Here is a 19,253-nt window from a genome sequence, read left to right on the forward strand (position 1 = left end):
TATGATTAAGATCTCTTAGTGACCTTCGTGTCCGTCAGCACCATGTGCATGACCATGACTTAATTCTTCCTGAGTTGCTTCACGAACAGTAAGGATTTTACCTGCAAAAATCAGGTTTTTTCCAGCCATAGGATGGTTTAAATCTACTGATACAGCAGTCTCATGAATGGCAGTTACACCAGCTCTGAAATGGTTGCCCTGGTTGTCCTGCAAAGGAATAACATCACCTACAGCAGGTAATCCGGCTTCCTTAAACATATCGATTGGCAAATCAGCGAAAGCTCCCGGATCTAATTCTCCGTAACCATCAGCTGCAGTAAGCTCAAAGCCATACTCATCACCAACATTTAATCCTGCCAAATGTTCTTCAAATTTTGGCAACATCATTCCTGTACCATATAGAAAAACAAGTGCATTTTGCTCATCTGCTTTCTCTACAAAAACTTGTTGTCCTTCTTCATTAGTCGTATGCAATTCGTACGTTAATGATACTACTGTATTGGGTTTAATACTCATTATGATGTTATTTTAGTTATCAATTTTAATGCTTCATCAACAGTAGCTACTGGCAACTGGCATACTTTATTTCGGCAAATATAGATTTTTGTTTCAATGCTTTCCTTATCTTTTAACAAAGGAAGTGTTGAATTTGTTCCTGACAGGATAATTTTATTGGGAATATAATGGTCATTAATTTCCTTTTTCAACGCTGCTGTACTTTTTCCGGTAATAGCAATCTCATTCAGGCCGAAGACTTCGTTCAACAGCTGAATAGCCCAGTTTGAGTAAGCTGAACCATACGTTTTAATCTGTGGCTGCACCGCAGCAAGCATTGCAGCAGCCTGATTGATATACCGTTCTTCGTCAAAAAGCAATCCTAAAGTATGTAGGTTTTGTGCCATAACAGAATTCGAGGCAGGAATAACATTGTCCATGATTTCATGTTTACGGGCAATCAATGTTTCTCCTCCCGATGGCGTGTAGAAAAACATCGGACTTTCCGGATCAGCAAAATCCCGAAACACCTGTTCTGTGAGCGCTTTAGCTTCAATTAACCATCTTTCATCAAAATCAGCCTGATACAAAGCAATCAGGGCTTCAATGAAAAACGCATAATCATCAAGAAAGCCTGAAATTGTTGCTTTTCCATTTTTAAAATTCCGATACAAGCCACCATCAGGAGTTCTTAATCCGCTGAGGATAAAATCGGCAGCTCTTTTTGCCATCAGGTAATACGCGGTATCGTCAAAGATTCCTGAACTTTCTGCCAGCCCTTTAATCGCCATGGCATTCCAGGCAGTGAGGCATTTATCATCCAAACCTGGTCGCACCCGCTGGTTTCTTTGCGCCAGAAGTTTTGCTTTAACAGATTTGAGCTGTTGCTTCAATTCATCCAGACTAAGTTCTTTTTCTGCAGCAAATTTTTCATCGGTCTGTTGTCTCAACAAGATATTCGTTTGCTCCTCCTCCCAGTTTCCTTCTTCAGAAAGCTGATAATAAGCAGTCATCAAGGCATGGTGTTCTCCAGTGATTTTTTCAAATTCAGTTTCGTCCCATACATAAAATTTCCCCTCCACTCCTTCGCTATCGGCATCCAATGCAGAATAAAATAAGCCCTCCTCCGAAGTCATCTCCCGGTCCAGCCAGCCAATACTTTCCTCAACAACTTCTTTAAATAAGGGCATACGACTATATTGATACGCCTCTGCATACAAGCTGATCAGTTGTCCATTGTCGTACAACATCTTCTCGAAATGCGGCACATGCCAGTTTCCGTCTACGGAATAACGTGCAAAACCTCCCCCTATCTGATCGTAAATCCCTCCCAAGGCCATCTTTTCCAGAGTTAAAAGTGCAGAAGTACGGGTTTCCTCGTCTCCTGTCAGCAAACTATAGCGAAGCATAAACTGCCAGTTATTGGGCATAGGAAATTTTGGTGCCCGGTTATAGCCACCTTCAGACCAGTCAAAATACTGCTTCCAGGGCGTAATAATCTCAGAGAGATGCTCAAGGGCATATTCTTCCCGTTTTACATTTGGAATAATTCGCTCTGCATTCCTGATGCCGTCGGTTAAACGATCCGCATATTGTTTTGCTTTATCTGGCTCATTTTGCCAGAGTTCAGCAACATTTTCCAGAATATTTATCCAGTCTTCCTTTTTGAAATAAGTCCCTCCATATATGGGGCGCTGGTCCGGTAAACACAAACAATTGAGTGGCCAGCCCCCACTTCCAGTCATTAATTGAATCGCCAGCATATAGATCTGATCAATATCCGGACGTTCTTCCCTATCCACTTTAATACAGATAAAATGTCTGTTCATCACTTCAGCGACTTCATGGTTTTCAAAACTTTCCCGCTCCATAACATGACACCAATGACAGGCAGAATACCCGATACTCACCAAAATCAGCTTGTTTTCCCGTTTTGCTTTTTCCAGGGCTTCCTGCCCCCATTCATACCAGTTTACAGGATTATGAGCGTGTTGTAGCAGATAAGGAGAAGAGGCCTTAATCAGGTTGTTAGGTTCCATATTCATCCTATAAAGTTAAAAAGATAAAATTCTTCGGTATTTTTTATTCCATAAAATGACAGAAAACACGATTGATGGTGATATCTTTAAAGATAATTTAGATACAACGCATGATCAGGTTAAATAAAGACACGCCTTCAGAGGTATTGCAAGAGGTTAAGAAAGGCGATTTGGTGACTGATACATTCAGCAAAACAGGTCTTGTTGAGGAAGTGGAGACTTCTGATGATGGCTTGTATAAAATTTACACCTTCCACCTCGTTACCGGGAGGACAATTACCATTAAAAAGTAATCCCACCATTATGAAGATCACCCATACCGAAATCTACCGCTTCAGCATCCCTATGGAGCCTTTTGTGATCGCCACTGGCACCATGCATTTTGCACAGAATGTACTGATCAGAATTCATACTGACGCAGGAATTCATGGCGTCGGGGAATGTTCTGCATTCCCGATGATTGTGGGAGAAACACAGGAAACATGCCTGGCTATGGCCAAAGATTTCGCACAGATCCTCATCGGCAAAGATCCTCTTGATATTCCTGAGCGCATGAATGACCTGCTGGGCTACGCAGCACACAACAGTACCATCAAAAGTGCTTTTGACATGGCTTTATTTGATATTGCAGCCAAACATGCTGACCTTCCTTTATATCGCTTTCTCGGTGGTCAGAAAAGAACCATTGAAACCGACATGACCATCGGCATCGACAGTCCTGAAAACATGGCTCTTTCAGCCTTAAGATATCAAAAACAAGGTTGTCGCATCCTGAAGATCAAACTTGGAAAAAAGGTGACGGAGGATATTGACCGGGTTGCAAAAATCCGTCAGGCAGTTGGTCAGGATATGATCATCCGTCTGGATGCCAATCAAGGCTGGAATTTTGATGACGCGTTATATGCGCTAGGCGCATTGGCTCAATTTAATATTGAATTCTGTGAACAGCCAATGCGGACCTGGTTTGACGACAGGCTTCCGGAATTGAAGGCCAACTCTCCGATCAAAATTATGGCCGATGAAAGCTGTTACCACCATCATGATGCCCGTAAACTCATCAACAGCCAGTCGTGCGAATACCTGAATATTAAATTTTCAAAATCCGGAGGTATTCTTGAAGCTCAGAAAATTCATGAAATTGCCCTGCAGACAGGTACAAAATGCATGATCGGCAGTATGCTGGAGAGTAGGATCGCATTAACCGCCAACCTTCATTTCGCTTTATCCAGTCCGAATGTGGTATTCTTTGACCTGGATACCTGTTTACTTGGACATCTGGCAGATCCGGTAATTGGCGGACTAACCTATAACGGATATTTCCTGGATGTTCCTGAAACTTCCGGAATAGGTGCTGACGCTACTCCTGCTTTTTTGAAAAATTGCGAACAGTGGATCATTTAAACCGTTTCTAAAATGTTAACTTAAACATTTTCAACAGCCCTTGTTATTCTAATTCAAACTCATTAGTTTAGTAAACTAAGTTTACTATACAACTTCCCAATGAAAGACCACCACAAACAAGCTGTTATCTTTAAACAGCTATACATTCTCAAAAAGCTCACTGACGACTGGGGTGATAAAAATATATGCAATCTCCAACAGCCGCATTTCAACATGGCATTTATGCCTTTTTTTATGGCTGTAGGTCTGGAAGGGAAGTCCAGTAGCTCCATTGCTGCAAATCTGAAAGTGAGTCGGCAGGCAGCTGGAAAGATTATGAAAGAACTGGAACAAACGGGCTTGATTAAAGTAGAAAAAAATGCCACAGATGCCCGTTCAAATCTGCTTGAACTAACGGAGGCAGGAAGATCATTTTATCTTCAGGTTACCGAGCAATCGGAATTGCTCACCAAAAAATATGTAAAACTAATTGGAAAGAAGCAATTGGAGATGATGACAGATACGATGGAAAAAATGATCCATTTTCATGAACAATTAAACCATTGCCATAACATGGGAGGAACACATGGCTAAAGTAGTCCACTTGCAAAAAACCTTTGATAAAATAGATTATTCAGCACAAAAACTGAGCGACAGAGAGTTTCAGGATTGTATTTTTAAAAACTGTGATTTCTCCAACAGCATTCTGTCTGGCAATGAGTTTACGGATTGCACCTTTGACACCTGTAATTTAAGCATGGTTAAGCTTGATAAAACCAAACTCAATGAAGTACATTTCATCGGTTGCAAACTAATGGGCGTAGACTTCAGCAATATCAACGCCTTCATTCTGTCAATGAGCTTTAAAAACTGCATGTTACATTTCGCCAATTTTTCCAGGCTAAAATTAAAGAAAACCGAATTTGAAGAATGCAGCATTAAGGAAGCCAACTTTTCAGAAACTGATCTTAAAGGTTCCGCCTTTCACCGCTGTGACCTGGAAAGAACTGTTTTTGAACGAAGTAACCTCGAATCCGTAGATTTCAGAACAGCCTATAATTTTAACATCGACCCGGAAAGCAACCTCATGAAAAAAGCAAGGTTCTCCAGCTCCGGATTGGAGGGCTTACTGATCAGACATCAGCTGCTTATAGATTAATAGCTGAGAATTTTCGGGATCCTTAGCCGCTCAAAAGCAGTGCTATCCCCATTAAAAGCATTAAAATCGACCACATGATTGATTCCGGTTATACGGGCTTTATCAGAATGTTGCCAGAACGACCAATTGGTATCACTTCCTACTTTAAGTTTTGCCTGATGGTAATGTGCAATCCATAAAGGATATTCGTCAAAATGCCCTTTCAGGTAATCTTTATAAAAGGTAAGACCGGAATAAATAATCGGTTTTACCTTTGTTCTCTTTTCCACATAGCTGATAAATTCCTGGAGCTCTTTACGCATGCTGGCAGGTGCAACCCCATTCAACTGCTCAATATCTACTACCGGAGGTAAATCCCCCTCTTCAAACTTCACCGTTTGAAGAAAAAACTTCGCCTGCCACTCTCCCGATTTCTGGGGCCTGAAAAAATGATAGGCTCCACAGATAACCCCTGCTTTAGCCGCTTCACGCCAGTTACGCTGGAAATACGGGTCTACACTGAGTATTCCTTCGGTAGCTTTAATAAAGGCAAATTTCACCTGTACCTCATCCTCTTTCATTGCTTTCACCTTCTTCCAGTCAATTTTCCCCTGGTAATAAGAGACATCTATTCCATGAACGCTGTACTTTTTAGGAATCCGGATGTCAAAGCTATTATAGGTTCTGTAGTTGGGATCCTGTCCCCAATCTTTCATCCAACGCCAGGTAGAAGTAAAACCCTTGATCACGTAGCCATAATAAAAAGGAGAAAGGAGGATGAGAAAAAGCCCCACAATAGCAAACTTCCATTCTATTGCCATTGGCTTTTTTTTCTTCGTCACCTTTCTTTTTGTCGCAGGTTTTCTGCCGGGAACAGCAGGCTTCGCAGTTCTGGTTGTTTTCCTGGGTGTCGGAGGTTTAGGGGGGACTAATGGCATGCCGTAAAAATACAAAAGGACAGCCGATTTGGGCTGTCCTTTTTTGAATAAAACTTATTCCTTTTAAAATCAGGAATTTACTTACTTAATTCCGCAAAATATTTATGAAATAAAGGTAAAGTTTCAATCCCTTTATAGTAATTGAAGATATCGTATTTCTCATTTGGCGAATGTAGTGCATCGCTATCCAAACCAAAGCCAAATAATACCGACTTAATACCTAAAGCGCTTTCAAACAAGGCAACAATCGGAATACTTCCACCCCCTCTTGTAGGGATAGGCTTTTTGCCAAATGAGTCCAGAATAGCTTGTTCTGCAGCACGATAAGCAACACTATCAGTTGGCGTAACTACCGGCTCACCACCATGATGCGCGGTAACCTTTACCTTTACATAGTCAGGGGCAATGCTTTCAAAGTGTTTAGTGAAAATTTCAGAGATCTCCTCAGAAGTCTGATTAGGTACCAGGCGCATAGAGATTTTAGCATTTGCTTTTGAAGGCAATACAGTTTTAGCTCCTTCACCGATATAACCACTCCAGATGCCATTTACCTCCAAAGTAGGCCTGGTTCCGGTACGCTCCAAAGTAGAGAATCCTTTCTCTCCCCACTCTGCATTGATATCCAGGTCTTCTTTATATTCAGTCAGGTCAAATGGCGCTGAGTTTAATGCTTTTCTTTCCTCATCAGACAACTCCACTACTTTATCATAAAAGGCAGGAATGGTAATGTGGTTGTTTTCATCGTGTAGCGAAGCAATCATTTTACATAAGATCGTTGCAGGATTTGCCACCGCACCACCGTATACACCCGAGTGTAAATCGCGGTTCGGGCCCACCACTTCCACTTCCATATAGGCAAGACCACGTAATCCGGTTTCAATGGAAGGATTTTCCATACTGATCATAGAAGTATCAGAAATCAATACCACATCTGCTTTCAAACGCTCGGTATTTGCTTCCACAAACAGGCCAAGGTTTGCCGAACCAACTTCTTCCTCTCCCTCAATCATAAACTTAACGTTACAAGAAAGGGTATTGGTTTTCATCATCAGCTCAAAAGCTTTTACATGCATGTAAAACTGACCTTTATCATCACAGGCTCCACGGGCATAGATTTTACCATCACGTACTGTAGGCTCAAATGGAGGGGTTTTCCAAAGCTCCAGCGGATCCGCGGGCTGCACATCATAATGTCCGTAAATTAAAACCGTAGGTAACTTTTCATCAATGATCTTTTCACCATATACAATCGGATAACCGGCGGTTTCACAAATCTCTACTTTATCGGCACCTGCGTCCTTCAGTTTCTGGGCAACAAAATCGGCTGTTTTAAGGACATCTCCTTTATATTTAGGGTCTGCACTTACCGATGGGAAGCGTAATAGTTCAAACAACTCATCTAAAAAACGTTGTTTGTTTTCTTCTACATATTTTTTGATCTCTTGCATAACAAATGATTTTGGACAAATATACAAGGTAAAAGATAAACGGAGGTAACGATGTCATCATTAAGCGGCAAACCGTAAATCATAGCATCCCACCTCATTCCAGGGCACTTCGCAGGCTGGTCTGAAAAAATAAATCCTTAACTTCGTTTCGAACGTCATCATAGCGAAACGAAATGCAGGATTTTACCAATGAAACATTAGACATAGACGCACTTCCAAAGTACGAGCAAGTGACCTTAAACGTCCTGAGCAGGAAATATTGGAAAGTAGTGTTATTAAATACAAGTATTTTTCTGCTCATCCTGGCAGCCGGAATAGCCCTTTTGTTGTTTTTTGCGGAAGAACTCAGACCTTATATCTATATATTTATTGGAACCTATCTGTTATTCGGCATCCTCCTGATCCTGCTTTATCAGGCCAGAATTAAAAGAACGGGTTATGCCATCAGAGAAAAGGACCTGATTTATAAAAGTGGAATCATTTCTATATCTACCTCCATTATTCCCTTTACAAGAATACAACACATCACCTTAAATGAGGGGATTTTTTCCAGGATGTTTCAATTGGGCTCTTTACATGTGTTTACTGCCGGTGGAGCTTCCGGAAGCATCACTATTCCAGGACTGGACATCGGGCTGGCCAGGACCGTTAAAGAAGAACTGACCAGGCAGCTGGGCAAAACTGATTAAGATGGGGACCGATTTTTCTGAACCTAAAAGACAGTCTGCCGCAGGTGTGGCGGTTATGTTTGCCAATCATCTTCAGCGCAGCATCAGGGTGCTGATCTTTCCAATCATCCTCCTTCTTGTACGCAGTCAGGGAATGAACCATTGGTACCTGATTGCCGGTTTTCTTTTTTTCGTATTCCTTATCGGTATCTATTCCTATCTCAGCTACCTCAGGTTCACCTTTTTTCTTGATGAAGAAAAACAGGAATTTGTAATCCAAAAGGGAATATTGAACAGAGAACACCTCAGCATCAGACTGGATAAAATCCAACAGGTAAACATCAATCAATCGTTGGTTCAAAGGGTCATTGGCGTTTACAGCCTTGATATTGATACTGCAGGGAGCGATAAGAAAGAAGCGAGCATCAAAGCTATCGATCACCCAACGGCAACCCTGTTAAGAGAAAGGCTTTTGAACAGGGAAATTGCCGGCACCACAACAGATCAGCCCGCACCGGAACCTGGCGCAAAATCTGCCCCTTTACTAAAATTAAGTACACCAACACTATTTAAAGTGGGTTTAACTTCCAATTACGGTGCTAGTATTGCCCTGCTCACCGGTTTTATTTTCGCCATCATGGAGGCGCTCAAAAACTATACAGAGGCCTTTCAACTGGAAGAAAACCCCATCCGGGAGCTCTCTGCCAAAGGATTAAACCTGATTTCGGTCTGTGTGCTCATTTTCCTTGCATTATTGATTGTTCTGGGAACGAATATCGTCCGCAACTTTATTAAATATTTCGACTTTGAAGTCATTAGAAAGGGAACAGTACTGGCCATTACTTCGGGACTTTTTGAAAAGAAACATACCTTACTAAAACCGACAAGGGTACAGATCAGCAGTTATAGTCAGAATTATTTTCAAAAAAAACTGAATCTGCTGAATATGAAGTTCAAGCAGGCTTCCTTTGGTTCTGCAGACGAGGATGATGAAGACAACAAGAAGCATGACATTGAAATTCCCGGATGTGATGAAACCGAGCGGGATGAAGTGCTACAAATGATTTTTGACAAGATCCCTCAAAAAGAGGCTGTTTTTATTCCTAATTACCGTTTCCTCTTTCTCACGATCATGTTACGGGTAGTTTTTCCGGTAGCACTCTTTCTACTGTTCAGCGGGGTCCTATCCTATCTCCGCCCTTATTTTTGGTGGATTATCCCCTATGTTATTTTGGTAGTTATCCTGCTTTATTTTGAGTTTCGCCATCATCGTTTATACCTTTCTGAAGGATTTATCATCAAGAAAAGTGGCATCTGGGATATCGAACACCAAATCCTGGAGCCACATAAAATCCAAAGTATCACGACCAGGCAGTACTTCTGGCATAAAAAGGCCGGTATCGGGCATCTGATCCTCCATACCGCTGCGGGTACCATTCATTTTAAATACGGTAACTATGCCGATATCCAGCTTATGGTGAACTATTGCTTGTATAATATAGAATCGGGGAAAAAAGATTGGATGTAACTCCAATAAAAGACATAGTTTTCTTATTTTTGTCGGCATGTAGTTTCATTTACTCTGGTACAATGAGGTCAGCTACATGGTTTAAACAATACCTTTAAAAAGCAGAACAGGATAGCATTTTGGATTATTTAGCAGGATTAAACCCCCAACAACGCGCAGCAGTAGAAAATACCCAGGGACCGGCAATGATTGTCGCAGGTGCCGGCTCCGGAAAAACACGTGTAATTACTTATAGAGTAGCTCACCTGATAGAAAAAGGGGTTGATGCCTTTAACATCCTGGTACTTACCTTTACCAACAAGGCCTCAAAAGATATGCGTGAGCGTATCTCGAAAGTGATTGGCGCTGAAGCCAAGAACATCTGGATGGGTACTTTTCACTCCGTATTTGCCAAGATCTTAAGGGTCGAAGCCGAAAAAATCGGTTACCCTTCTAACTTCACCATTTACGATACTGACGATAGTAAAAGCCTGATCAGGGCGATCCTGAGAGAGATGCAGCTGGACGACAAGCTTTATAATGCCAATTTTGTTTACAACAGGATTTCTTCTGCGAAAAACAATCTGGTTTCTCATACAGAATACCTAGAGAATGCCGAAATTCAGGCAGAGGATGTCAGCAATAAACGGCCGTTAATCGGGGTAATTTATGAAACTTACACCAAACGCTGCTTCAAAGCCGGAGCAATGGATTTTGACGATTTGCTGTTCAAAACAAATGTATTGTTAAAAAATCATCCTGATGTATTGAACAAATACCAGCAGAAATTCAAATACCTGATGGTAGATGAGTATCAGGATACCAACTTTTCACAATATACCATAGTAAAGAAACTGGCTGCTGCCTATCAGAATATCTGTGTAGTAGGTGATGATGCACAAAGTATTTACGCCTTCAGGGGGGCAAACATTCAGAACATCCTGAATTTCGAACGTGATTATCCGGACTTAAAAGTTTATAAATTAGAGCAGAACTACCGCTCTACCCAGAATATTGTAGAAGTTGCCAACAGCATTATCGCCAACAATAAAAATCAGTTGGAAAAGAATGTGTTCTCCGACAATGAGTCCGGCGACCGCATTAAGGTACAACGCGCTTTCACAGATAATGAAGAAGGTAAAATCGTAGCTGAAGCCATCGTTCAGGAACGCAGTTCCAAAGGATATAACTACAATGATTTTGCCATTTTGTATCGCACCAATGCCCAGTCAAGGGCAATGGAGGAAGCTTTAAGGAAGTTAAACGTACCTTACAAAATTTATGGGGGCCTCTCTTTCTATCAACGTAAAGAGATCAAGGATTTAATAGCTTATTTCCGGTTAACCTTCAATCCTGCAGATGAGGAAGCTATAAAAAGAGTAATTAATTACCCTAAAAGAGGGCTTGGAGATACTACAGTAGAAAAGATCCTGGTTGCTGCAGATCAACATGACATCACCATGTGGCAGGTAATCTGTGACCCTCAGCAGTATATCGCCGGGAGGATTGCCAATCAGCTGAATGATTTTGCTGTGATGATTCAGAGTTTTGCAGCTGAAGCAAAAAAACTAGATGCCTATGAAACGGCTTTATACATTGCCCAACATTCAGGAATTTTAAAAGAATTACATTCAGATACTACCGATGAAGGTCGGGGAAGACATGAAAATATACAGGAATTATTAAATGGTATCAAGGAATTCGGTGAACGTGAAGACATCGAAGACCGGAGTCTTGCGGTATTCATGCAGGACATCGCCTTGCTGACCAATGATGATAAGACCGAAGACAAAAATAAAGACACCGTTTCCTTAATGACGATTCACTCTTCTAAAGGACTGGAATTCAAGAACGTATTTGTTGTAGGCCTGGAAGAAAACCTCTTCCCTTCACAAATGTCGCTGAACTCCAGAACGGACCTGGAAGAAGAGCGCAGACTGTTTTATGTGGCCGTAACGCGTGCAGAAAAGAAACTGACGCTTACTTATGCAACTTCCAGATACAGATGGGGTACACTCACGAATTGCGAACCGAGTCGTTTTATCGATGAGATCAATGCCCGTTACCTGGAAATTGAAGTGGCGAAACCTGCTAAAAGCACCTTAAACGAAGACAGTTTCTCTTCAGAAAGAAGAAGCTGGACACAACAAAGAGATACTTTCAGTAAGCCGAAACCGGCATCATCATCCACCACCAGCAGTACTTCTACAGCACCGAGACCAAAAACAACGTCCATGCTGCCAAAAGCGCATGTTCCTACACCGGGCTTTGCTCCTGATGCAGCAAATTTATTCCAGAATGGAATGGAAGTAGAGCATGAAAAATTTGGATTTGGTAAAATTGTGAGCCTGGAGGGTATACTTCCGGATGTAAAAGCAACGGTATTTTTTCAGGGTCTGGGTAATAAGCAGTTATTATTAAAATTTGCTAAATTGCGAATTGTTAAATAAAATATATCTTTACAGAATCTGCATGAGTTTTCACATACATAATCTGGTTTTATTTCGTTATCTCCTGATACGACAAACCTTTAGCAGAAAATAGCTTACTCAATAAGATTCAATATGCCCAAAAGGGCCGGCCTGAAATAAAGAAATGGTCGAATATTAAAATAAAAAGTATAATTATACAGATGAATTTCGATTATAATACCACAAGAAACGAGTTAATCCTTGCCGAATATGGCCGTAATGTACAGAACATGGTGAAGTACATTATTGAGTTACCCGACCTTGAAGAACGCAATAAATATGCTCAGGCAGTGATAGATCTGATGGGATTTTTGAATCCACACTTACGTGATGTCGCTGATTTTAAGCACAAACTATGGGATCACTTACACATCATTTCGGGTTATAAGATTGATGTAGACAGCCCATATCCAAGGCCTACCCCGGAAGATGCCCTGGTAAAACCACAACACATCGGTTATCCTCAGCAAAAAATCACCTATAAGCATTATGGCAAAACGGTGGAGACCATGATCGAGAAAGCGAAGGCAGTAGAAGAACCGGAACGCAGAGCCGCAATGGTCCAGGGAATAGCCAATTTCATGAAAATGGCCTATGTAACCTGGAACAAAGACAGTGTAGCAGATGAGACCATCTTAAAGAATTTACGCGAATTATCAGGCGGACAACTACAATTGGACGACAATATCAATTTGAATAAAGTTGAATTCAAACCGGTAGCTGCCAGACCTGCAAACAACAATAATAACCGCGGAAGGAACAATAATAACGGTAAAGGCAGACAAAATAACAGCAACAACCGTACTCAACGCAACAACAACTCCAAACAAAGACACTAGATTTTACCAATTTTAATACTATACAAGCTTATTACAACATGAACGCATTCGAAATAATTGGTGGAAAAAAGTTAAAAGGTGAAATCCAGCCTCAGGGAGCAAAAAATGAAGCCCTGCAAATTATCTCAGCAGTTTTATTAACCGACCAGAAAGTGACCATCAGTAATATCCCTGATATTAAAGATGTAAATAAACTGATCGAACTTTTAGGAGATTTAGGAGTAACAGTAGAACGCTTATCTAAAGACACTTATACTTTTGAAGCAAAACACATTAACCTGGATTTCTTCCAGTCTGATGTATTTAAATCTAAAGGAGGTAGTTTAAGGGGCTCCATTATGATCGTTGGACCTCTTTTAGCCCGATTCGGAAAAGCAGCTATCCCTAAACCGGGTGGTGATAAAATTGGCCGCAGAAGACTGGACACCCATTTTCTGGGTTTCGAAAAGTTAGGTGCCAAATTCGTATACGATCCGAAAAAAGAATTCTTTAATGTAGATGCAACTAACTTAAAAGGCGCCTATATTTTAATGGATGAAGCCTCGGTAACAGGTACGGCAAACATTGTGATGACTGCAGTAATGGCAAAGGGAACAACCACCATCTATAATGCAGCCTGTGAGCCTTACCTACAGCAATTGTGTAAAATGCTGAACCGTATGGGGGCCAAAATCACTGGAGTAGGCTCTAACCTGCTGACCATCGAAGGCGTAACTAAATTAGGTGGAACAGAACACCGTATGTTGCCTGATATGATTGAAATAGGTTCTTTTATTGGTCTTGCAGCCATGACGGAATCAGAAATCACCATTAAAAATGTATGTTATTCTGAACTGGGAATTATTCCTGAAGTATTCAGAAAGCTGGGAATCAAATTTGAATTAAAAGGTGATGACATCTTTATCCCTTCTCAGAAACACTATGTAATCGAATCATTTATAGATGGTTCTATGCTGACTATTGCAGATTCACCATGGCCTGGTTTCACACCGGATTTATTGAGTATCGTGCTTGTGGTAGCGACTCAGGCTAAAGGATCGGTATTAATTCACCAAAAAATGTTTGAAAGCCGCCTGTTCTTTGTCGACAAACTGATCGATATGGGTGCACAGATTATCCTTTGCGATCCACACAGAGCCACAGTAAACGGAATTAACAAACAGTATAAATTAAGAGGAATCAGCATGACTTCTCCAGATATCCGTGCGGGAGTTTCATTGTTAATCGCTGCTTTATCCGCTGAAGGAACCTCAACCATCTTCAACATTGAGCAGATTGAACGTGGCTACCAGGATATTGATACCCGTTTACGCGCCTTAGGTGCCCAGATTAAGCGTGTGGAAGCATCCAGCCCAAGTCATTAATAGATAATAAGTGCATAAAAAAAGTCCCGGAAATTCCGGGACTTTTTTTTATGATTAAAATATTGGATCAGCTATCCTGAGATGGCATTGATGATGTCATATTGAGTAATAATTTCGATTTTACCTTGTTCATCTTCCACCAATACTGCACTATTTTCCTTGTTAATCAACGCAGAAATCTTATCAATTGATGTATTCATATCAACAAATGGGAACGTACTTGACATGATTTCCTGAACAGGCGCAGATTTCAAGGATGGATTTTCCAGCAGGGCCTTAAGGATATCACTTTCCGCAACCTTGCCTACTACCATCCCCTTTTGAGTAACCGGAATCTGTGAGATATTCAACGTGTTCATATTGTTGATCGCCTCCAGAATCGTCTTCTCACAATCGATCGTAATGATCTCTGTTGTTTCCTTTTTAGCCAGGATTGTCCTTGCGGTCAATTTCTCATCGGTAAGGAAACCACGCTCTCTCAACCAGTCTTCATTATACATTTTCCCCATATAACGGCTACCATGATCATGGAAGATCACCACCACCACATCCTCAGGTTTCAATTTATCTTTTAACTGAAGTAACCCTGCAATTGCTGATCCGGCCGAATTTCCAACAAAGATTCCTTCTTTTCTGGCAATGTCGCGGGTCATCAGTGCAGCATCCTTATCCGTTACCTTCTCGAACAAATCGATGATATCAAAATTTACATTCTGAGGCAGAAAATCTTCCCCGATCCCTTCTGTAATATAAGGATAGATCTCATTTTTATCCAGAATCCCGGTCTCTTTATATTTTTTAAACACAGAACCATAGGTATCGATTCCCCAAACCTTGATATCCGGATTTTGTTCCTTCAGGTATTTACCCGTACCCGAAATCGTTCCACCAGTCCCTACTCCAACCACCAAATGGGTGATCTTTCCTTCTGTTTGTGCCCATATTTCAGGACCCGTCTGCTCATAATGTGCCTGTGAATTGGAAAGGTTATCGTACTGATTTGGCTTCCAGGAGTTCGGAACTTCACGTTCTAAACGCGATGAAACGGAATAATATGACCTCGGGTCTTCTGGTTCTACGTTTGTCGGACAAACAATAACTTCAGCACCAAAGGCACGCAACGCATCTACTTTTTCCTTGGATTGCTTATCAGTTGTCGTGAAAATACACTTGTATCCTTTAATAATAGCAGCCATAGCAAGTCCCATTCCTGTATTTCCGGAAGTTCCTTCTATAATTGTACCACCCGGCTTCAGCTTTCCGCTTTTTTCCGCATCTTCAATCATCTTTACTGCCATACGATCTTTAATCGAGTTACCAGGGTTAGTGGTCTCAATTTTAGCCAGCACTGTAGCCGGAATTTCTTTCGTAATGTTATTCAATTTTACCAGTGGCGTATTACCAATGGTTTCCAAAATGTTATTATACCACATGACACAAAAATACAAATTGAGGCTTAGAATTCTATTTATAAATAATAAATCGATATTTAATTTTATTTTTTAAAATTAAACAAAATAACATTTTATTCTACCAGTCCTATAGACTTCTCCGCAATCTATTTTATAGGTAAACAGGAAATATCCTGATTGAGCTGATACACTTTTCCGGGCAAAGCAATTAAAATTCCTTTCATTTCCAGGTTCAATAAATGCAGGGCGAGCTTACTTTTTGGAAGCTCCGAACATACAGCCAGCTCATCAATAGCAAGTGCTGAATATTGCAAAACCTGAAGAATCCGCTGCTCTTCCACCGTCATTACACCAGGAAGTTCAGCACCTGGATCCAGCTCTTTCTCCTGGCAAACCTCCCAGCCCAGATAATCGGCCAGATCACTCGCATGGCTGATCAATCCTGCCCTATTGGTCTTGATCAGGAAGTTACATCCCTCAGAACTCAAATCAGTAGTCCTTCCCGGAAATGCATAAACATCCCGGTTATAGGAATTGGCGATATCAGCAGTAATGAGTGCCCCTCCTTTAGATGCAGCTTCCACAACGACTGTAACATCCGATATTCCTGCAATGATGCGGTTCCTTCTCGGAAAATTTTCCTTATCCGGATTGGTATCAGAAGGAAATTCGGTGAGTAAACCACCATTCAATACCATTTTGCGCGCAATATGACTATGTACCTGTGGGTAAATCCGGTCCAGACCATGTGCTAAAACACCTACTGTAGGAATTCCATTCTGCAGACTTTCCTGATGGGCAGTCACATCTATTCCATAAGCAAGTCCGCTGATGATCAGCACCTGATAAGCTGCCAGTGTCTCTGCAAGCTGCTTACAGAGCATCTTTCCATACAATGTAGCTTTACGCGTTCCCACCACACTGATGATCCGTGGATGATTTAAATCAGCATTTCCTCTATAATATAATACAATAGGTGCATCGACACAGTTCTTTAGCCGGGCCGGATACCGATCGTCTGTAAAGAACAATACCTGAACCTGATATTTTCTGATGAACTCCAATTGTGCTTTAGCTTTCTTCATCGACTCTTTACCCAGGATCATATTTGCCGTTTGTATGCCAATTCCCGGGACCTTCATTAATTCCTTTTTACTGGCATCAAAGATGGCTTCAGGGGTGATAAAATAGGATAGCAGATGTTTGGCAGTGATATGCCCTACGTTTTTGATCATAGTAAGGGCAATTTTGTGAATTAAGCTCATTAGCTAACTTATAGCTTTATCGCTTGAATAACCACTATTTGAGAGAAATATCTTGCTGAAAAAAGAAGCATTACCGCTCAAAGGCTGAAATCTTTTGGGCTGAAGAAGCCCAAAATTTTCTATGCCTTTTCCCGGAACGCATCTTTTTTTTGGAAAAATATTGCTCCGGATGAAGTGTTAAGGGCGCTCCGCCTCAACATCAGGTGTTCTAATTAACAGAGAGTGGAGAAAAACTACAAATGGACTCAATAACGATGCGGCATCCTGGTTAATTATAATGGATTACAAGAGAATGGACTGGAAGCAGGATTCCCGCTAGTAATGGTATGCAGGATTTCATAAAAAAAGCAGATGTACTTTGAAGACATTCGAATATTTGCCCTTCAGCAAAGATTCGGGGATGAAAAGTATATCTGCTTTTTTATAGCATTCTTAAGAGAAGAATCCGTTATTGAGGGATATAAACCACAAATTTGGTTTCGAAAAAATCTTCTTTGAAATAATCTGCAAGTGGATAGAGCTCCGCTTTTAGTCTTGATTCTGCGATTTCTTCTGCAAGATCACCACCTTTAAGATACAGGATGCCGTTGGCAATTGCATTTTTTGAATCTTTATTAAACTTGCCTTTCACCCAGGGATAAAAGTCAATCAGACGGGTAACGGCTCTGGAAACTACGAAATCGTACTTATCGTTCACCTGTTCAGCTCTCAGGTGACTGGCCTTCACATTTTTCAGTCCAAGACCTGCCGCGACTTCTGTAACCACTTTAATCTTTTTCCCTATAGAATCCACCAGATGAAACTGTGTTTCAGGAAACAAAATAGCTAGAGGAATGCCCGGGAAGCCTCCTCCTGTTCCTACATCCAGCACTTTTTCTCCAGGTTTGAAAGAGCAAAACTTCGCAATACCGAGAGAATGAAGGACATGGCGAACATACAGTTCATCGATATCTTTCCTGGAGATCACATTGATCTGGGAATTCCAGAAACTATATAAATCATACAACCGATCAAACTGAGCAATTTGCTCCTCAGTCAGATCCTTAAAATATTCTTGTATTAGCGTTGATCTTATTTCCACTTTACTTTTTTAACAAATATAGACAGAATGCCATTAAACACGAGAAAAATGAACAGGAGAATGTCCAGAATAGGAAACCACCACCTCAAGTCACTATAATTTAGCCGTTTTAAAATCCGCGGATAAATGAAACATCTGATGATAATACTCAACAGAAAAATGCCCAAAGCAAGATATAATGTAGCTTTAAAGAACAATAATGCAGCAAAGAAGGCATAAAACAGGAACTGAAAGATGATCTGGGAGGAAAGGATAAATTTATGTTTTCCTTTATACAACTTTCCGGCACCAAAATGCCTCTTTTTTTGTCGCAGGTAAGCGCCAAAACTGGTATTCGGCTCAGACCATACCTGGCTTTCTTTATTAATTCTGATTTCTGTGTTATGAACATGCGCGTTGGCATTGACAAATAAATCGTCATCACCTGAAGGGATATGCATATGTGCAGCGAAGCCTTTATTTTTAAAGAATAGCGTCTTTTTATAGGCCATATTTCTCCCTACCCCCATATATGGCATCCCTTTAATCGCATAAGAAAGGTAATTTACTGCAGTAAAAAAGGTTTCAAAACGAATCAAAGCATTTAGAACACCTCGTTTTTTAAGATAAGGGGAATAGCCCAAAACAATTTCTGTTTTCGGGATTTCCGATTGCTGCATACCTAGCAACCAGTTTGCTGAAGCAGGAACACAATCCGCATCAGTAAATACCAGCCAGTCGTTGGAAGCGGCTTTAATCCCCATTGTAACTGCGAATTTTTTACCGGCAATGAATTTTTCACCCTCCGTAATGGTGACGATCTTAAGGTGTTTATATGCTTTGGCAAACTCTTCCAGAACCTGCCTTGTTCCGTCCCATGACCTGTCATTAACCACAACCACCTCAAAATCAGGATAATTCTGATTCATCACGGCAGGCAGGTATTCCCTCAGGTTATCTGCTTCGTTCCTTGCGCAAATGATCACACTCAGCGGAGCTGTAGCGGTCTCAGGGATAGGTTCCACCGGAAAAAAAGCCAGTTTCAGATGGACAAACAGACTAAAGTATAATTGTATTAAGAAACAGAAGATCAATGAGCCGAGCAGGCAACTCTCAAGTAAGGTTAATTCCACGATGTATTTTTGTAGCCGTCAAATTTCTGGTTTTTAATCTGTAATGTTCCTTTTTGTTGATAAAAAATTTAGCCCATTTATAGCGCTATTTTTGCT

Annotated in this window: 17 protein-coding genes; 9 read left to right on the forward strand and 8 right to left on the reverse strand. The window is 40.9% G+C overall.

What is annotated here, in order from left to right; translation table 11 throughout:
- Positions 1 to 15: 15 nt before the first annotated feature.
- Both BFS30_RS02245 and BFS30_RS02250 read right to left on the reverse strand, forming a co-directional pair.
- Positions 16 to 516, reverse strand: a complete 501-nt coding sequence (locus BFS30_RS02245) for an FKBP-type peptidyl-prolyl cis-trans isomerase (RefSeq protein WP_069377787.1) — start codon at positions 514 to 516, stop codon at positions 16 to 18.
- Complete coding sequence (locus tag BFS30_RS02250) at positions 516 to 2,540, reverse strand: thioredoxin domain-containing protein (RefSeq protein WP_069377788.1); 2,025 nt, start codon at positions 2,538 to 2,540, stop codon at positions 516 to 518. Before BFS30_RS02250 ends, BFS30_RS02245 begins: the two co-directional genes overlap by 1 nt.
- A gap of 104 nt (positions 2,541 to 2,644) precedes the next feature.
- Here BFS30_RS02250 and BFS30_RS02255 point away from each other — a divergent pair, with 104 nt between their 5' ends.
- From BFS30_RS02255 to BFS30_RS02270, 4 genes are all read left to right on the forward strand, one after another.
- Complete coding sequence (locus tag BFS30_RS02255) at positions 2,645 to 2,827, forward strand: hypothetical protein (RefSeq protein WP_069377789.1); 183 nt, start codon at positions 2,645 to 2,647, stop codon at positions 2,825 to 2,827.
- Between the two features lie 10 nt (positions 2,828 to 2,837).
- Entirely contained in the window at positions 2,838 to 3,935 is a 1,098-nt protein-coding gene (locus tag BFS30_RS02260) for a mandelate racemase/muconate lactonizing enzyme family protein (protein WP_069377790.1), read from the forward strand.
- A 99-nt stretch (positions 3,936 to 4,034) separates the two neighbouring features.
- Complete coding sequence (locus tag BFS30_RS02265) at positions 4,035 to 4,508, forward strand: MarR family winged helix-turn-helix transcriptional regulator (protein WP_069377791.1); 474 nt, start codon at positions 4,035 to 4,037, stop codon at positions 4,506 to 4,508.
- Positions 4,501 to 5,073: a pentapeptide repeat-containing protein gene (locus BFS30_RS02270; RefSeq protein WP_069377792.1), complete on the forward strand. Its 573-nt coding sequence runs from the start codon at positions 4,501 to 4,503 to the stop codon at positions 5,071 to 5,073. Before BFS30_RS02265 ends, BFS30_RS02270 begins: the two co-directional genes overlap by 8 nt.
- Here BFS30_RS02270 and BFS30_RS02275 read toward each other — a convergent pair.
- Positions 5,070 to 5,990 carry a glycoside hydrolase family 25 protein gene (locus tag BFS30_RS02275; RefSeq protein WP_069377793.1) on the reverse strand — a complete coding sequence of 307 codons (921 nt, stop codon included), beginning with the start codon at positions 5,988 to 5,990 and terminating at the stop codon, positions 5,070 to 5,072. The genes BFS30_RS02270 and BFS30_RS02275 overlap by 4 nt on opposite strands.
- Positions 5,991 to 6,067: 77 nt before the next feature.
- Entirely contained in the window at positions 6,068 to 7,438 is a 1,371-nt protein-coding gene (locus BFS30_RS02280) for a dipeptidase (protein ID WP_069377794.1), read from the reverse strand.
- Positions 7,439 to 7,611: 173 nt separating this feature from the next.
- Between BFS30_RS02280 and BFS30_RS02285 the strand changes: the two genes are divergently transcribed.
- The 5 genes from BFS30_RS02285 (at position 7,612) to murA (ending at position 14,287) form a co-directional block, all read left to right on the forward strand.
- Entirely contained in the window at positions 7,612 to 8,127 is a 516-nt protein-coding gene (locus BFS30_RS02285; RefSeq protein ID WP_069377795.1) for a PH domain-containing protein, read from the forward strand.
- A gap of 1 nt (position 8,128) precedes the next feature.
- On the forward strand, positions 8,129 to 9,634 hold the full coding sequence (locus tag BFS30_RS02290) for a PH domain-containing protein (RefSeq protein ID WP_069377796.1): 1,506 nt from the start codon (positions 8,129 to 8,131) through the stop codon (positions 9,632 to 9,634).
- A 119-nt stretch (positions 9,635 to 9,753) separates the two neighbouring features.
- Positions 9,754 to 12,063 (forward strand): ATP-dependent helicase, encoded by a 2,310-nt coding sequence (locus BFS30_RS02295; protein ID WP_069377797.1) that lies wholly within the window; start codon positions 9,754 to 9,756, stop codon positions 12,061 to 12,063.
- Positions 12,064 to 12,245: 182 nt separating this feature from the next.
- Positions 12,246 to 12,923, forward strand: coding sequence for a DUF4290 domain-containing protein (locus BFS30_RS02300; protein ID WP_069377798.1), 678 nt, complete (start codon positions 12,246 to 12,248; stop codon positions 12,921 to 12,923).
- A 38-nt stretch (positions 12,924 to 12,961) separates the two neighbouring features.
- Complete coding sequence (gene murA / locus BFS30_RS02305) at positions 12,962 to 14,287, forward strand: UDP-N-acetylglucosamine 1-carboxyvinyltransferase (protein WP_069377799.1); 1,326 nt, start codon at positions 12,962 to 12,964, stop codon at positions 14,285 to 14,287.
- 71 nt (positions 14,288 to 14,358) lie between these two features.
- On the opposite strand, the gene BFS30_RS02310 is transcribed toward murA, so the two are convergent.
- The 4 genes from BFS30_RS02310 to BFS30_RS02325 all read right to left on the reverse strand — a co-directional run bounded on the left by BFS30_RS02310 (position 14,359) and on the right by BFS30_RS02325 (position 19,157).
- The gene (locus BFS30_RS02310; protein WP_069377800.1) at positions 14,359 to 15,720 is read right to left on the reverse strand and encodes a pyridoxal-phosphate dependent enzyme; all 1,362 of its coding nucleotides are present in this window, start codon (positions 15,718 to 15,720) and stop codon (positions 14,359 to 14,361) included.
- A gap of 125 nt (positions 15,721 to 15,845) precedes the next feature.
- The gene (gene dprA, locus BFS30_RS02315) at positions 15,846 to 16,934 is read right to left on the reverse strand and encodes a DNA-processing protein DprA (RefSeq protein WP_335645352.1); all 1,089 of its coding nucleotides are present in this window, start codon (positions 16,932 to 16,934) and stop codon (positions 15,846 to 15,848) included.
- A 478-nt stretch (positions 16,935 to 17,412) separates the two neighbouring features.
- Complete coding sequence (gene rsmG / locus BFS30_RS02320) at positions 17,413 to 18,045, reverse strand: 16S rRNA (guanine(527)-N(7))-methyltransferase RsmG (protein WP_069377802.1); 633 nt, start codon at positions 18,043 to 18,045, stop codon at positions 17,413 to 17,415.
- Entirely contained in the window at positions 18,036 to 19,157 is a 1,122-nt protein-coding gene (locus tag BFS30_RS02325; RefSeq protein WP_069377803.1) for a glycosyltransferase, read from the reverse strand. The genes rsmG and BFS30_RS02325 overlap by 10 nt, the downstream gene beginning before the upstream one ends.
- Positions 19,158 to 19,253: the final 96 nt, after the last annotated feature.

The organism is Pedobacter steynii, from assembly GCF_001721645.1.
Taxonomy (GTDB): domain Bacteria; phylum Bacteroidota; class Bacteroidia; order Sphingobacteriales; family Sphingobacteriaceae; genus Pedobacter; species Pedobacter steynii_A.

What these genes read in the sequence shown, in the direction of transcription:
- BFS30_RS02245 (WP_069377787.1), bottom strand. Translation starts at nt 516, where the DNA reads ATGAGTATTAAACCCAATACAGTAGTATCATTAACGTACGAATTGCAT.
- BFS30_RS02250 (WP_069377788.1), bottom strand. Translation starts at nt 2,540, where the DNA reads ATGAATATGGAACCTAACAACCTGATTAAGGCCTCTTCTCCTTATCTG.
- BFS30_RS02255 (WP_069377789.1), top strand. Translation starts at nt 2,645, where the DNA reads ATGATCAGGTTAAATAAAGACACGCCTTCAGAGGTATTGCAAGAGGTT.
- BFS30_RS02260 (WP_069377790.1), top strand. Translation starts at nt 2,838, where the DNA reads ATGAAGATCACCCATACCGAAATCTACCGCTTCAGCATCCCTATGGAG.
- BFS30_RS02265 (WP_069377791.1), top strand. Translation starts at nt 4,035, where the DNA reads ATGAAAGACCACCACAAACAAGCTGTTATCTTTAAACAGCTATACATT.
- BFS30_RS02270 (WP_069377792.1), top strand. Translation starts at nt 4,501, where the DNA reads ATGGCTAAAGTAGTCCACTTGCAAAAAACCTTTGATAAAATAGATTAT.
- BFS30_RS02275 (WP_069377793.1), bottom strand. Translation starts at nt 5,990, where the DNA reads ATGCCATTAGTCCCCCCTAAACCTCCGACACCCAGGAAAACAACCAGA.
- BFS30_RS02280 (WP_069377794.1), bottom strand. Translation starts at nt 7,438, where the DNA reads ATGCAAGAGATCAAAAAATATGTAGAAGAAAACAAACAACGTTTTTTA.
- BFS30_RS02285 (WP_069377795.1), top strand. Translation starts at nt 7,612, where the DNA reads ATGCAGGATTTTACCAATGAAACATTAGACATAGACGCACTTCCAAAG.
- BFS30_RS02290 (WP_069377796.1), top strand. Translation starts at nt 8,129, where the DNA reads ATGGGGACCGATTTTTCTGAACCTAAAAGACAGTCTGCCGCAGGTGTG.
- BFS30_RS02300 (WP_069377798.1), top strand. Translation starts at nt 12,246, where the DNA reads ATGAATTTCGATTATAATACCACAAGAAACGAGTTAATCCTTGCCGAA.
- murA (WP_069377799.1), top strand. Translation starts at nt 12,962, where the DNA reads ATGAACGCATTCGAAATAATTGGTGGAAAAAAGTTAAAAGGTGAAATC.
- BFS30_RS02310 (WP_069377800.1), bottom strand. Translation starts at nt 15,720, where the DNA reads ATGTGGTATAATAACATTTTGGAAACCATTGGTAATACGCCACTGGTA.
- dprA (WP_335645352.1), bottom strand. Translation starts at nt 16,934, where the DNA reads ATGATCAAAAACGTAGGGCATATCACTGCCAAACATCTGCTATCCTAT.